Here is a 14,426-nt window from a genome sequence, read left to right as displayed (position 1 = left end):
TAACGAGTTTTTAACCAAAAGTTAAGGCTCAAGTCCATGAATACGACAACAGTTGTCTTATGACATGTAACTTATGACTTTGATGGTAATTGCGAATTCAGCCACGCGATAAACTGCGCTGCGATGGTAACCAACAACTGTTCGGCTTTTTGATTATTCGGATATTCCAATTGATCAAATACAAGTTGCCCATTGCGAAAGTAACAGCCTAAGGTCAATTGCTGCACATAATGTGGGGATGCCATGTGAAACGCCACATATAGCCCTTCACTCATGGCTTTGGCATAGCTGAGTGCCAAACAGTGTTTGAAGTTTTTCGATTCTTCAATAATACGGTCTAAATCGGTCAGTTCTTCAAAACACCAACCCGAAAAATATAATATTTGCTGTGGGCTTTTCGCCTGCCATGTGCTACACGGAATTTCTTTTTTCAGTTTGGCAAATAGCTCTGCTTTATACACTTGTTGATGCCACTGCACAGCTTGATGAAACAACCCCAACCAACTCAAGCTTTTTGGAATATGCGTATGCGCTACGAAATACTCCATTAAATAGTCGCGCACATAACTGTCAAATACCGAAACGCGAGTATTGTGTACACGTAAATAAAAACGCTGCCGAAAATCATCGGGTTGAATCTGATAACGCTGTAAGACTGTATAAAAATCACGATGCTGCTGACTTTCAGACTGGATATAGTCCAATAAAGCAGGCGGTAAATCTTGGGTGATCTGCTGTAAATACAACATATAACTTTGCATGACAAGACTTAAACGCCGAAATACATGCTTGACCAAATGTTCATCGTGTTGCGCTACGGTTTTCAGTAAAGTTATCCACTCATCCAAATACAAAATAGAAGGACTAATTGCAACTCGTGGATCATCTAGCGATTGTTTTTCGCCATGCGGTATTAAACTAACATTATGCGCATGTGCAAACCATGCTTGCTGTGTCGCATATACATTACAGTTTTGAATGAACATACGCGCGGCTGAGTACTGAAAATATTGCAAAGTTGCCAGAATAATCCGTGGATGGGCCTGACTACAATCGACAAAACTGAGCGCAGTCACAGCCACCCGCACACTAGTATGATGAATATTTAAACTCAGCCAATCCAACACTTGTGCAGACTGTTTAAACAGCCAATTCACCGCACGTGGATAATCAAATAATGGAAGTTTAGCGACTTTTTTTTGCCAAATTAAAGGACAAGATTTTAAAAAATGCGGTTTCGCCAAAGCATCGGAACGCTGCCACACTTCGCGGTGCATTAAACGCGCAAAGCCCAGTAAACGCCCATGTTCTTCGGCATGTCGATACAACAGCCGAATATCGTCCTGATGATCGATTAAATCCTGTAAATTAAATCGCTCTGGAAATGAGATACTTAAAATACGATACATGGCTTTAGGCAGAAATTCTGCTGCACTAAAACAAAAATCATCATAACTTTGCATCAGTGCTTGCACTGGCAAAAAGGCTTCACCCTCTACAAATTCCAAAGCGCATAGCATCGATAAGTTAGTTAAAACATCTTCAGGAATGTGCTGCCCTTGCTGCACAAATTTGGTCAATACTGGTTGATACTGATCGTCTGCCTGCATTAATGCCTGATCTAAAATTTGTGCCTGCATTGCATCTAAATGCAATAACAATTGCTTAACCCGTGCTGCACCATCTACCCACAGGTAAACTTGCTGCAGAATCAATTGTCGCAATTGCTGCGCCTGATTACGCAAAAATAAAGAATGCTGCGGTTTTAAATCCCCTGTCAAAAAATGCAGATCATGTAAGAAAAAATCTTCAAATGCTTCTTGCTGTTTCCCCGCAAATTCAAAGTGAGTTTCTATTAAATTTGTATGCGATTTTGGCGGATAAAATTCAAGACTAAACAGACCATTCAGCAATTCGACCCGATGCTGTAAAGGATCAATACGGAACATATTTTGTGCTGTAAGATGCCCAACCAAATCCATTTGATCTTGATATATTTCTGCGGCCACACTGGAAATACGAACCAATTGCTGCGCAACGGCATGCAATTGGCTATGCTGGCGAGTTGGCTGCATACACACTCCTCATGCTTAAGTACGGTCTATCTAAGTGTCATCTTATTTTTATTTAATTGCAGCGACTAGACCCATCACGTGATACATCCCTATTTTTTGTTTTTTATTTCCATCTGCAAAAAGTGGACAATTCTTCAATCGAGCTTAAGCCACTTATTAATTGAATTACACCTGAAATTTATGTGAACGGTATCTACACCTTAAAATTAGAGATACAAAAACACTATAAACAAGATTTAAGCCCTTGCCTATAGCCTGCGCACAACTTCAGAAAAAATAAAAACCCATTAAAAAACAAATAAATTTCAATTGATTAGTTTGCATTATTTACACAGAAAATAGGGTTGGTATTTGGTAGGTAGGATTTCACAACAAAGCATTGTATACTCAAATTACGGTTCAACACCGCGATAACAACACATTATTCCAATACCCAATGCAAGAAGGAATCTGAGCATGGCTTTTAAAAATATTGCAGATCAAACCAACGGTTTTTATATTCCTTGTGTGTCACTCTTCGGCCCTGGTTGCGCCAAAGAAATTGGCGTAAGAGCACAAAATTTAGGCGCCAAAAAAGCCCTAATTGTGACTGATGAAGGACTGTTTAAATTTGGCGTTGCCGATACCATTGCAGGCTATCTCACCGAAGCAGGCGTTGCCAGCCATATCTTTGCTGGTGCAGAGCCAAATCCGACCGATATTAACGTGCATAACGGTGTTGATGCCTACAATGCCAATCAGTGCAACTTTATTGTGTCCTTAGGTGGTGGTTCTTCCCACGACTGTGCCAAAGGCATTGGCTTAGTGACCGCAGGTGGTGGGCATATTCGTGATTATGAAGGCATTGATAAAAGTACCGTGCCAATGACCCCACTTATTGCCATTAACACCACTGCAGGTACAGCTTCAGAAATGACCCGTTTCTGTATTATTACCAATACAGACACGCACGTTAAAATGGCAATTGTCGATTGGCGCTGTACACCACTCATCGCCATTGATGATCCAAAACTCATGATTGCCAAACCTGCAGGTTTAACCGCAGCAACAGGCATGGATGCCTTAACCCATGCTGTAGAAGCCTACGTTTCAACTGCAGCCAATCCTATTACCGATGCCTGTGCGGAAAAAGCTATTCGTATGATTAGCCAGTGGCTCAGCCCTGCCGTGGCAAATGGTGAAAATATTGAAGCGCGTGATGCCATGAGCTATGCGCAATATTTGGCAGGTATGGCATTTAACAATGCCTCATTGGGTTATGTGCATGCCATGGCGCATCAACTTGGCGGTTTCTACAACTTGCCGCACGGCGTTTGTAATGCAATTTTATTGCCGCATGTTTGCGAGTTTAACCTGATTGCCTGCCCTGAGCGTTATGCCGATATTGCAGAATTGATGGGAGTCAATACTGACGGATTAACCACCACAGAAGCCGCCTATGCCGCGATTGATGCTATTCGTGAACTATCTAGCTCGATTGGTATTCCAACAGGTTTAGCAGAGTTAGGCGTGAAAGAAGATGACTTGGCGATTATGGCTGAAAATGCACAAAAAGATGCTTGCATGCTCACCAACCCACGCAAAGCTAATCATGCACAAGTGGTCGAAATTTTTAAAGCCGCGATGTAATTTGAGTCTCCTGCTGAGCGAATCACGATTTGCTCAGCATCTCCCATCTTTTTTTTAATTTTCCTCTATTGCTGTTTTATTTTTATCCTTCCCTTTGGCAGAAACATCTCAGATGCGTTCTGCTTTTTTTGCTGTTCAGAACAAAATGAACTCGCAGCATAAAACTAAAGCGATGTAGATGCAGAGGGTTTGCATAATTCAATTTGACAAATGCGCACAGCTCATCAAGGATATAGTCAAAATAAAATGGATGACGAACACCTTATGCTGTTAAGTAAAAAACAAAAAACAACACCAAGCTATCAACCCGATATTTTGGGTGCCGATTACCAACAAATGACGCTGGATTTTCCTTCGGATTATGAAGGCAAAGTGATTGCTACCTTGGTACGCAAAAAAGCCGAACAAGAAACCCGTAAAGCAGTACTTTATATTCATGGTTTTATTGACTATTTTTTTCAAACAGAAATGGCAGACCAGTTTAATCAGCATGGTTATGACTTTTATGCCCTAGATTTACGTAAATATGGGCGTTCGCATTTGTCACATCAACATTGGTACAATGTGCGCAGCTTGTCTGAATATGATGCAGAAATTTCCGCTGCACTTGAGCAAATTGCCACAGAAGAACATGATTCGGTAATTTTGGCAGGACATTCAACAGGTGGATTAATCACCACGTTATATGTAGCACATCATCCCAATCATCCACTGATTCGTGGTTTATGGTGTAACAGCCCTTTTTATGATTTCAATATGAGCGAGATTGAGAAAAAATTCGGCATTCCTCGTTTAAGCCAATTGGGCAAATTGCTGCCAGAAATGAAATTTCCAAGCCGCCTTAATCCATTTTATGTACCAAGTCTACACAAACAATATCATGGTGAATGGTTATTTAATTTGGAATGGAAGAAACCGCGTTATCCAAAAGTGCGATTAAGTTTTGTACGTGCAATTCATGAAGCGCAAAAAGAAATTCATGCCAGTGTGCATTTGGGTGTACCCACCTTAATTATGCATGCGAGTCAAAGTAGTTATCCACGCCAATGGAATGAGATTGCGCAACGCACTGACGTAATTTTAAATGTTGCAGATATGCAAAAATATGGGCATCACATGCATGGCGATATTCAGCTTTGCCAAATTGAAAATGGTGTGCATGATTTGGTACTTTCTGCGCCCGAAGTCCGTGCGGAAGTGTATCAGTCCTTGTTTGACTGGTTAAACCGCAAGGGGCTATAAAACTAAAAACTAGAACTAAAGGAAGTGAATTAACGGCTAAATGACTTGATGCATCCCTTAAGCTGTGTATTTTAATAAAATTTGATGTGCAGGATGCCCCTTGGGCATCAATTCAATTAAACGCTCCACTGCGTCAATCGCTTCAGGGCTGCGTGCCAAATGTTTTAGCAATACATCGGTATCTTGTGCATTAAAAATGGCATCACTCAGGCGAGATTCTAAGCAATCTCGCCATGCACATAAAAATGGACTTTCAGTTTTCGCCAAAAATACTCCTGCACACGTTTGTAAGGCAGACTGCACATAACCAGCATCTAAAGCCTGCTCGGCTTGTAAAAAATCGGCTTCTATATGCGCCAAAATTCGGTAAGGACGCGAACCAAGCATCCCGCCTAGAATATCACGTAATTGAGACATCTCAGCTTTAAGCGTGCCCATACTGACTTTACGCTCACCATATAGAGCTTGGTGTAATGTATCTAAACTCATGCCTTGTGGACAAAGTGCTAAAATCACCAATATTTCAATTTGACGCGGTGTCAACACCACCACTTTGCCATTAAATAACACTTGTGGTATGCGAAACGCGCGAATATAAAGCTGCTGTTTTTGCTGATCAAGCAACGCATTTTGAATCAAAGAAGCACAGCGTTCTGCTGCCAACAAACCCAAACTATTATGGTTTTTCCAAGTAGTCGATAAATCAATTACGCCCAATACTTGTTTGGAATATGGGTCTAAAATAGGTGCTGCATAACAAACCCAGTCATGTAATGATGACATATAGTGTTCACTGGAAAACACACAACTTGCTTGCTGAGTTTTAAGTGACAAAGCCAAAGCATTGGTACCTACCAACTCTTCACGCCACTGCCCGCCCTCTACAAAATGTACTCGTTCCGCCACATTACGCATTTGCGCGCTCGCTGCCGTCCAAATAATTGTACTGCCCACATCGCCCACGGCTGCAACCATGTCGGACTGCTGTGCGATATGTCTTAAATCTTCTGCACAGTTTTGCACAGCTCTCTGTAAAGCCGAACCGCCTTGCGGATGCGATAAACTGGAATTTAACGGAGCAGCCTGCCGATCAACAGGAATTTCAGCAATTTGAGAGCGTTGCCATGATTTTAAAATACTCTGCTGAATTTGCTGCGCATGCAGCGGCGATAAACTGCTGCTTTGTCTAAATTGTTCAATATGCTGTCTTTTTTCCAATAGGTCTTGTTTTTTCATCATTATTGATTCTCACAATCCTGTGGGCATTACATCCATTGTACCGCTTACTTTTGTAAGGATTTGTTCATTGCTTGTAAACCTGCAACTTTCCAACCTTTTTCCAACCTTATATTGGTATGCTAAACAAATAGCGTACCAAAGTACCTTATACCTTAGCCGTAAATTTAACCTGATTTTAGACACAGGATTGTGCTAAAAGGTAAAGATGACGGCAGATTATAAAAAACCATCAAAGGAAGTGAATTATGCGTTACGTAGATCCCAATCAACCCGGTTCAAAAGTTCAATTCAAAGCACAATACGAAAACTTTATTGGTGGCGAGTGGGTCGCCCCTGTAAAAGGTGAATATTTTGAAAATATCTCTCCTGTGGATGGCAAAGTATTTACCAAAGTCCCACGTTCATCGGCAGAAGACATTGAACTGGCTTTAGATGCAGCCCATAAAGCCAAAGCACAATGGAACAGCTCATCTCCTACAACACGTTCTAACATTTTGTTAAAAATTGCAGATCGTTTAGAACAAAATCTAGAGTTATTGGCAGTTGCCGAAACTTGGGATAATGGTAAGCCTGTTCGTGAAACATTGGCTGCCGACATTCCATTGGCGATTGACCATTTCCGTTATTTTGCGGGCTGTATTCGTGCCCAAGAAGGCGGAATTTCTGAAATTGATGAAGATACCATTGCCTATCATTTCCATGAGCCATTGGGCGTTGTAGGGCAAATTATTCCATGGAACTTCCCTATTTTAATGGCAACATGGAAACTTGCACCTGCTTTGGCTGCGGGTAACTGTATTGTACTTAAACCTGCAGAACAAACCCCTGCCAGCATTTTAGTTTTAGTCGAACTCATTCAAGATTTATTGCCTGCAGGCGTACTAAACGTAGTCAATGGTTACGGCGTAGAAGTTGGTCGCCCATTGGCAACCAATCCACGTATTGCCAAAATTGCATTCACAGGTTCGACTCAGGTCGGTCAATTGATCATGCAATACGCCACTGAAAACATCATTCCAGTGACTTTGGAGCTTGGTGGTAAATCTCCAAATCTTTTCTTTGAAGATGTTATGGCGCAAGATGATGACTACCTAGACAAAGCACTCGAAGGCTTTGCTATGTTCGCGCTGAATCAGGGTGAAATTTGTACTTGTCCATCGCGTGCGCTCGTGCAGGAAAGTATTGCTGACCGTTTCCTTGAAAAAGCCATTGAACGTGTTAAACGTATTAAAACAGGTCACCCGCTTGATACTGAAACGATGATTGGTGCACAAGCATCGCAAGAACAACAGGACAAAATCTTGGGTTGTATTGCGACAGGTCGTGCCGAAGGCGCGCAAGTTTTAACAGGTGGCGGTGAACGTCATGAAGTTGGCAGTGGTTTCTATATTGAGCCGACAATTTTCAAAGGCACCAATGACATGAAAATTTTCCAAGAAGAAATTTTCGGCCCAGTGCTTTCTGTGACTACATTTAAAGACTTTGATGAAGCCATTAAAATTGCCAATGACACCATTTACGGTTTAGGTGCAGGTGTTTGGTCACGTTCTGCGCACACTTCTTACCGTGCAGGTCGTGCTATTCAATCTGGTCGCGTTTGGACGAACTGTTACCACATCTACCCTGCGCATGCCGCTTTCGGTGGTTATAAAAAATCAGGTATTGGCCGTGAAAACCACAAGATGATGTTAGAACATTATCAACAAACCAAAAACTTGTTGGTGAGCTACTCAACTAAACCTGCTGGCTTCTTCTAAGTTAAGCTTTTAACCTCAACATGATGAATGAAAATGCGAACTTCGGTTCGCATTTTTTTATATTTGGGATGTACAGATGGACAAAAAGAAAAACAGAAAAAGCCATTTATCTACATAGATTTACAAGTCATAGACCTAAAATTACTAACATCAAAGTCATGTAGATGAAATCACGGACATAAAAAAAGCACCATTTAAAAAATGATGCTTTTTGATCAAATCACAACTGCTTATTTTTTCGCAGCAACAGAAGCTTCAGTCGTGATGTTTACAGTAATTTTATCACCCACGTTAGGTACATAGCTTGCGATACCAAATGCTGAACGGTCAAATGATGTTGTTGCATTAAAACCAACAGTCGCTGCCTGAGTCATTGGATGTGGACCTTGTTTGTTCAGTACAGCATCAAGTACCACTGGTTTCGTTACACCTTTCACGGTTAAATCACCTGTGATTTTAAAGTTTTTCTTGTCTTGAGTTTCAACTTTGGTGCTTTTAAAAGTAATGGTTGGATATTTTGCTGCATCAAACCAATCTGCTGCCATTAAGTGCTCATCTAAAGCTTTTACGTTGGTGTTGATGCTGCTTAATGGAATCGTGACATTCACAGATGAGTTCGCTGGTTTTTTCTCATCAATGTTGATGGTACCTTGAATGTTTGAGAAGTTACCTGATGGCGTAGAAAAACCAAAATGATCCCAAGTAAATACAGTAGCCGTATGCGTTGGGTCAATTTGATAAGCCACTGGTTTAGCCATTGTCATGGTTGCTGCAGATGCGATAGCCAAACCTAAAGCAAGTGATTTCATGTTCATATTGTTCATCTCTAATAGTGTTGATAAGTTTCAATGAGGTTTAGTTTATAGATTTTTGCTGCAAATACAGGATTAAAGATAAAACAGTATGTTGCATGACTGAAACGATAAATTTGTAAAAATATGCATGCGCGTTTTACATCGCTGTTGCAGGGCTGCGATATTGAATAAAACCTGTTCTTTTTGCGACACGATCATACAACTGCCGTGCCTGTAAATTATCTTCATGAGTCAGCCAATATACCCGATCACATTCACGCTGTTGCGCTGTTTGATTCACCTGCTGAATAAGCTGCTGAGCAATTCCCATCCCTCTGTACTCAGGCAAGGTATATAAATCTTGCAAATAGGCATAAGGTTTAAGCGTCCAACAACTGTCATGTTCAATTACATGCACAATTGCCACAACTTGAGTTTGATATACGGCAGCAAAACCATAAATATGCGTACTGTGTGGATTAATTAGTTTTGACCACGTATTTTGCGTAACCTCATCACTTAATTGCACCTGATAAAATTGCTGATAACCCTGCCAAAGTGGTTGCCATTGCTCAAATTGGATTTCACTTAACGCGACAATGTCGATGTGCTTAAATTGACGATCTAATATAGTTGCCTGCATGCTTTGATATTGCCTGATTATTTTTGCATCGAATCATTTTATTGATTATGCATCATTCATATTATGCTTAGGCTATTTTATAAACTATTTTTCAGCAATAAAAAAAGCTTTACCCTACGCATAGATTAAAGCTATTTTGGATGATACACCATTTAATGCACCGAATGCATCGCAATAGATTAAAGTTTCTCAATCAAAATGCGGTCAACCTGCTTTAAACCTGATTGCTTTTCATGGTTCTTACGGCGAATTTTGATTTGCTGATCTTCAGCTAAATCCTGTAATAACAACTCTACTGCCACCATAGCTTCAAGTGGTAAGTCTTGTCCAATCCACTTTTGCTCACCCGCATCCATTAAAGTGACTTCATCATTAATTTGCTCGTACAAACTCATTTATCATCTCACTCAATTACACAGAGGTTTATTCACAAACCTGACCTACACTTACAAAATTTGTTGGATCATCGCATTGAATACCAAACAAATTTGCAAAAATAAAAGACGTCCCTTTGCAGGAACGCCTTTAGAAACACTGGATTAAAAAATTAAGCTGTTAATTCTTTTACTGCAGCAACAACCGCGTCAGTGGTAATACCAAAGTACTGATACAAGTCTTTTGCAGGTGCGGATTCACCATAAGTTGTCATACCAATCACTTTACCGTCTAAGCCAACAAACTTCCACCAGTAGTCTACATGCGCTGCTTCAACCGCAACACGTGCACGAATATGTGATGGCAATACTGCTTCACGATATGCCGCATCTTGTTTCACAAATTCTTCAGCACATGGCATAGACACAACACGTACACCTTCAAGCTGTGCGTATGCTTCCATTGCCAAGCCCACTTCAGAACCTGTTGCAATAATAATTGCTTTCAATTCCCCTTTTTCTTCAGCCAACACATAACCACCTTTTGCCACGTTCTCAATTTGTGCTTGAGTACGGGTTTGGAATGGTAAGTTTTGACGTGAGAAAATTAAAGCAGTTGGGCCTTCGCTGCGTACTAATGCAGATTTCCAAGAAATGGCAGCTTCTACAGTGTCAGCAGGACGCCATGTATTTAAGTTTGGCGTACCACGCAAAGATGCAATTTGTTCAATCGGTTGGTGGGTTGGACCATCTTCACCCAAACCAATTGAGTCGTGGGTATACACATGAATTACACGTTGCTTCATCAATGCAGACATACGTACTGCATTACGCGCATATTCCATAAACATTAAGAAGGTTGCCACGTATGGAATAAAGCCACCATGAAGTGCCACACCATTTGCAATAGCAGTCATACCAAACTCACGTACACCGTAATGCACATAGTTGCCTGCTGCATTGTCCTGAACACCTTGGCAGCCTTTCCAAAGAGTTAGGTTTGAACCTGCCAAGTCTGCAGAACCACCCAATAATTCAGGCAATAATGGACCAAATGCCTGTAAAGTATTTTGGCTGGCTTTACGGGTTGCAATCGTTTCTGCTTTAGCATTGGTTTCTGCAATAAATGCATCTGCCTGTGCGATGAATTCTGCTGGCAATTCACCGCTTAAACGACGTTTAAGTTCAGCAGCTTCAGTTGGATATTTTGCTGCATAAGCCTCAAAAGTCGTATTCCATGCTGCTTCTGATTCTGCACCTTTAGCTTTCGCATCCCAAGCGGCATATACATCTTCAGGAATTACAAACGCTTCATCTGTCCAACCTAATGCTTCACGAGTCAATGCAATTTCGTCATGACCTAATGGCGCACCGTGACAGTCTTCTTTACCTTGTTTGTTTGGCGAACCTAAACCAATCACTGTTTTACAAATAATAATGGTTGGCTTTTGCGTTTCAGCTTTTGCTTCAACTGTTGCCGCACGAATTGCATCTGCATCGTGACCATCAACTTTTAAGACTTGCCAGCCATAAGACAAGAAACGTTGTTCTGTATCATCAGAGAACCAGCCTTCTACTTCACCATCAATAGAAATGCCGTTGTCATCATAATAAACAACCAGTTTGCCTAAACCTAAAGTACCTGCCAATGAACATGCTTCGTGTGAAACACCTTCCATTAAACAGCCATCACCCAAGAAACAGTAAGTGAAATGGTCTACAACTTGAATATCTTCTTTATTAAATTGTGCTGCCAAAGTTTTTTCAGCCAAGGCAAAACCTACGGCATTGGCAATACCCTGACCCAAAGGACCAGTGGTGGTTTCAATTCCTGGTGCATAGCCCAATTCTGGGTGACCTGGAGTTTTTGAATGTAACTGACGGAATGCTTTTAAATCTTCAATCGAAAGATCATAACCTGTTAAATGTAACAACGCATATTGCAACATTGAACCATGACCATTAGACAGTACAAAACGGTCGCGGTTTGCCCATTGTGGATTGGTTGGGTTGTGATTTAAAAATTCACGCCACACCACATCGGCAATATCTGCCATCCCCATCGGAGCACCTGGATGTCCTGAATTTGCTTTTTGCACAGCATCCATTGCCAATACACGAATTGCGTTTGCAATACGACGTTCGTTAAGCGGGGTCGTCATAGGTCAGAGTCCACAAAAAATCGTTAAATAGAAGAAGATGAATAGAATTCAAAACAGCCGCTATTCTCTCAAAAAAAAGCCTGAGGGGTAAAGCCTATGCAAAAATATTTCCGCATTAATTCCCATTCAGCGTACTTTTCGTGCAGATTCAAAGACGTTTTCACGTTTATAACAACAAGAAAATAGCTAATTGCCGTGTTAAGCTCTATTCTTGGCAAAATTCTAAAGTATAGATATTTCAATTTATAGACGCAGGATGGAATTGTGATGTCGCTCTTGCAGCAACTCCAATCAAATGCATAGCAACAAGTTAAAACACAACAGTATTCTGTAGAAATAATAGACAGATTTTAACACATCTTGAATATTATTCACTTTTCACACAATAAATTGAATCACAGCCATCGTTCAAAACTTTAAAATAGCTTTTAAAAATGCAGCTTGATGCAGATAAACTCAATTCAACGTCTTTAAATTACCCATCTAAAATATTGTTTTTAAAAATGATTCACCACTTAAAAATAAAGTGTTTCTTAGTTTAAAATTATGACGGCATGCTTTAGCCAACATGAATATTTTTGAGTCAAAATATAGTCATACCGATACTTTATCTATTTTTTAGCAAAAGATATGCGATAAAAAGTCATTGAATTGAAATAAATTCAGCCATTTTAGTCGTAATGCGCTAGTCCTAAAGTCTAACTCGATGTAACATATTGCGTCTTTTGAATTTAACTGTGATAGGACTTATGCGCGAGTACGCTGTATTTACCTCGGAATCTGTAAGCGAAGGCCATCCAGATAAAATGGCTGACCAAATCAGTGATGCCATTTTGGATGCAATCTTAAAAGAAGACCCTTATGCGCGGGTTGCTTGTGAAACGCTTGTAAAAACGGGTGCGGTTGTACTGGCAGGTGAAATCACAACAACTGCAAATGTTGATTTTGAAGCCATTGTTCGTCAAACCGTAAACGGTATTGGTTATCATCATTCAGACTTAGGCTTTGATGGTTCTACCTGTGCGGTCATTAACATGATTGGTAAACAATCACCTGAAATTGCGCAAGGTGTAGACCGCCAAAAACCTGAAGATCAGGGTGCGGGTGACCAAGGTTTGATGTTTGGTTATGCCAGCCGTGAAACTGATGTATTAATGCCTGCCCCAATTTCTTACGCACACCGCTTAATGGAAAAGCAAGCTGAATTACGTCGCAGTGGTGCTTTACCATGGTTACGCCCAGATGCAAAAAGTCAGGTAACTTTTGCGTATGAAAATGGTGTGCCTGTACGTTTGGACGCAGTAGTTTTATCGACTCAGCATGATCCTGAAATTTCTCAAATTCAGCTCAAAGAAGCTGTAATTGAAGAAATTGTGAAAAAAGTGATTCCTGCCGAAATGTTCCATGCAGACACCAAATTCCACATCAACCCAACAGGGATGTTTGTAATTGGTGGCCCTGTAGGTGACTGTGGTTTAACTGGCCGTAAAATTATTGTAGATACTTACGGGGGTATGGCACGTCACGGTGGCGGTGCTTTCTCAGGTAAAGACCCTTCTAAAGTTGACCGTTCAGCTGCTTATGCAGGTCGTTATGTTGCAAAAAATATTGTTGCAGCAGGCTTGGCAGACAAATGTGAAATTCAAGTGTCTTATGCAATTGGTGTTGCAGAACCAACTTCAATTTCAATTAACACTTTTAACACTGCAAAAGTAGCAGATGAGTTGATTATTGCTTTGGTACGTGAACACTTTGACTTACGTCCTTACGGCATTACCAACATGTTGAACCTGTTACAACCAATGTATAAACAGACTGCAGCTTATGGCCACTTTGGTCGTCAAGGTTCTGACACTGCATTTACATGGGAAAAAACCGACAAAGTTGAAGCATTAAAAGCCTCTGCAGGTCTGTAATGTAAAACTTTTCAGTTTTATCAAGCTCACTTCGGTGGGCTTTTTTATGCCTAAAATTTAGCTGTCAAACCACAATATACAAAATACGAATATGTTATAGTGAATCATTCCTGAGATTTTTTAAATACTCATCTAAGATAATGATGTAGGAGTTTATTATGGCGGTTATTCTTCAAGTCGACTTCCCTTCTCAAGGCCCATTTGGTGAAAGCATGAGCCAAGCATACCGTGAACTTGCTGAAAGTATTAACTTAGAAGCTGGCATGATTTGGAAAATCTGGACAGAGAACAGCCAGACGCAAGAAGCCGGTGGCATCTATCTGTTTGATAATGCCGCCAATGCAGAACGCTATTTAAAAATGCACACTGCACGTTTAGAAAGTTTTGGCGTGAAGAACATTCGTGGCAAGATTTTTAAGGTGAACGCTGCCCTGTCTGCAATCAACCAAGCTGACTTCTTAAGTCGCTAATCTTTTTAAATTGCTCATCCATATTGAAGAATAAAATGGTGAGTCTCTTCAATATTGAAAAAACAGTTGAATAAAATCCTGAGCCATTTAATGATTCAGGATTTTTTGAAATCTTGTATAGACGA

11 protein-coding genes are annotated in these 14,426 nt (G+C 40.6%); 5 read left to right on the top strand and 6 right to left on the bottom strand.

Annotated elements, in window-relative coordinates:
• Positions 1-71: 71 nt before the first annotated feature.
• Positions 72-2,075 (bottom strand): hypothetical protein, encoded by a 2,004-nt coding sequence (locus LZP46_RS06215; RefSeq protein ID WP_236095013.1) that lies wholly within the window; start codon positions 2,073-2,075, stop codon positions 72-74.
• Between the two features lie 456 nt (positions 2,076-2,531).
• On the opposite strand from LZP46_RS06215, the gene mdh reads away from it, so the two are divergent.
• A complete protein-coding gene (mdh, locus tag LZP46_RS06210; RefSeq protein ID WP_236095012.1) occupies positions 2,532-3,704 on the top strand; it encodes an iron-dependent methanol dehydrogenase in 1,173 nt (390 codons plus the stop codon).
• Positions 3,705-3,950: 246 nt separating this feature from the next.
• Complete coding sequence (locus LZP46_RS06205; RefSeq protein ID WP_163142046.1) at positions 3,951-4,946, top strand: alpha/beta hydrolase; 996 nt, start codon at positions 3,951-3,953, stop codon at positions 4,944-4,946.
• A 57-nt stretch (positions 4,947-5,003) separates the two neighbouring features.
• On the opposite strand, the gene LZP46_RS06200 is transcribed toward LZP46_RS06205, so the two are convergent.
• On the bottom strand, positions 5,004-6,185 hold the full coding sequence (locus LZP46_RS06200; RefSeq protein ID WP_236095011.1) for a transcriptional regulator: 1,182 nt from the start codon (positions 6,183-6,185) through the stop codon (positions 5,004-5,006).
• 245 nt (positions 6,186-6,430) lie between these two features.
• Here LZP46_RS06200 and exaC point away from each other — a divergent pair, with 245 nt between their 5' ends.
• The gene (gene exaC / locus LZP46_RS06195; protein WP_045795779.1) at positions 6,431-7,942 is read left to right on the top strand and encodes an acetaldehyde dehydrogenase ExaC; all 1,512 of its coding nucleotides are present in this window, start codon (positions 6,431-6,433) and stop codon (positions 7,940-7,942) included.
• Positions 7,943-8,172: 230 nt separating this feature from the next.
• Here the strand turns inward: exaC and LZP46_RS06190 are convergent, their stop codons facing one another.
• The 4 genes from LZP46_RS06190 to tkt all read right to left on the bottom strand — a co-directional run bounded on the left by LZP46_RS06190 (position 8,173) and on the right by tkt (position 11,915).
• On the bottom strand, positions 8,173-8,757 hold the full coding sequence (locus LZP46_RS06190) for a YceI family protein (RefSeq protein WP_236095010.1): 585 nt from the start codon (positions 8,755-8,757) through the stop codon (positions 8,173-8,175).
• Positions 8,758-8,893: 136 nt separating this feature from the next.
• Entirely contained in the window at positions 8,894-9,379 is a 486-nt protein-coding gene (locus LZP46_RS06185) for a GNAT family N-acetyltransferase (protein ID WP_167845954.1), read from the bottom strand.
• A gap of 179 nt (positions 9,380-9,558) precedes the next feature.
• Positions 9,559-9,774: a hypothetical protein gene (locus LZP46_RS06180; protein ID WP_004976879.1), complete on the bottom strand. Its 216-nt coding sequence runs from the start codon at positions 9,772-9,774 to the stop codon at positions 9,559-9,561.
• Positions 9,775-9,926: 152 nt separating this feature from the next.
• Positions 9,927-11,915, bottom strand: a complete 1,989-nt coding sequence (gene tkt / locus LZP46_RS06175) for a transketolase (RefSeq protein ID WP_236095009.1) — start codon at positions 11,913-11,915, stop codon at positions 9,927-9,929.
• 749 nt (positions 11,916-12,664) lie between these two features.
• On the opposite strand from tkt, the gene metK reads away from it, so the two are divergent.
• Both metK and LZP46_RS06165 read left to right on the top strand, forming a co-directional pair.
• The gene (metK, locus tag LZP46_RS06170; protein ID WP_104851871.1) at positions 12,665-13,831 is read left to right on the top strand and encodes a methionine adenosyltransferase; all 1,167 of its coding nucleotides are present in this window, start codon (positions 12,665-12,667) and stop codon (positions 13,829-13,831) included.
• 158 nt (positions 13,832-13,989) lie between these two features.
• Positions 13,990-14,301, top strand: coding sequence for a monooxygenase (locus tag LZP46_RS06165; protein ID WP_329608997.1), 312 nt, complete (start codon positions 13,990-13,992; stop codon positions 14,299-14,301).
• Positions 14,302-14,426: the final 125 nt, after the last annotated feature.

This window comes from Acinetobacter sp. SCLZS86, assembly GCF_021560715.1.
Taxonomy (GTDB): Bacteria; Pseudomonadota; Gammaproteobacteria; order Pseudomonadales; family Moraxellaceae; genus Acinetobacter; species Acinetobacter towneri_A.
This window is presented reverse-complemented; position numbering and strand designations above follow the sequence as displayed.

What these genes read in the sequence shown, in the direction of transcription:
- metK (WP_104851871.1), top strand. Translation starts at nt 12,665, where the DNA reads ATGCGCGAGTACGCTGTATTTACCTCGGAATCTGTAAGCGAAGGCCAT.
- LZP46_RS06205 (WP_163142046.1), top strand. Translation starts at nt 3,951, where the DNA reads ATGGATGACGAACACCTTATGCTGTTAAGTAAAAAACAAAAAACAACA.
- LZP46_RS06180 (WP_004976879.1), bottom strand. Translation starts at nt 9,774, where the DNA reads ATGAGTTTGTACGAGCAAATTAATGATGAAGTCACTTTAATGGATGCG.
- LZP46_RS06200 (WP_236095011.1), bottom strand. Translation starts at nt 6,185, where the DNA reads ATGATGAAAAAACAAGACCTATTGGAAAAAAGACAGCATATTGAACAA.
- LZP46_RS06215 (WP_236095013.1), bottom strand. Translation starts at nt 2,075, where the DNA reads ATGCAGCCAACTCGCCAGCATAGCCAATTGCATGCCGTTGCGCAGCAA.
- tkt (WP_236095009.1), bottom strand. Translation starts at nt 11,915, where the DNA reads ATGACGACCCCGCTTAACGAACGTCGTATTGCAAACGCAATTCGTGTA.
- LZP46_RS06190 (WP_236095010.1), bottom strand. Translation starts at nt 8,757, where the DNA reads ATGAACATGAAATCACTTGCTTTAGGTTTGGCTATCGCATCTGCAGCA.
- mdh (WP_236095012.1), top strand. Translation starts at nt 2,532, where the DNA reads ATGGCTTTTAAAAATATTGCAGATCAAACCAACGGTTTTTATATTCCT.
- LZP46_RS06165 (WP_329608997.1), top strand. Translation starts at nt 13,990, where the DNA reads ATGGCGGTTATTCTTCAAGTCGACTTCCCTTCTCAAGGCCCATTTGGT.
- exaC (WP_045795779.1), top strand. Translation starts at nt 6,431, where the DNA reads ATGCGTTACGTAGATCCCAATCAACCCGGTTCAAAAGTTCAATTCAAA.
- LZP46_RS06185 (WP_167845954.1), bottom strand. Translation starts at nt 9,379, where the DNA reads ATGCAGGCAACTATATTAGATCGTCAATTTAAGCACATCGACATTGTC.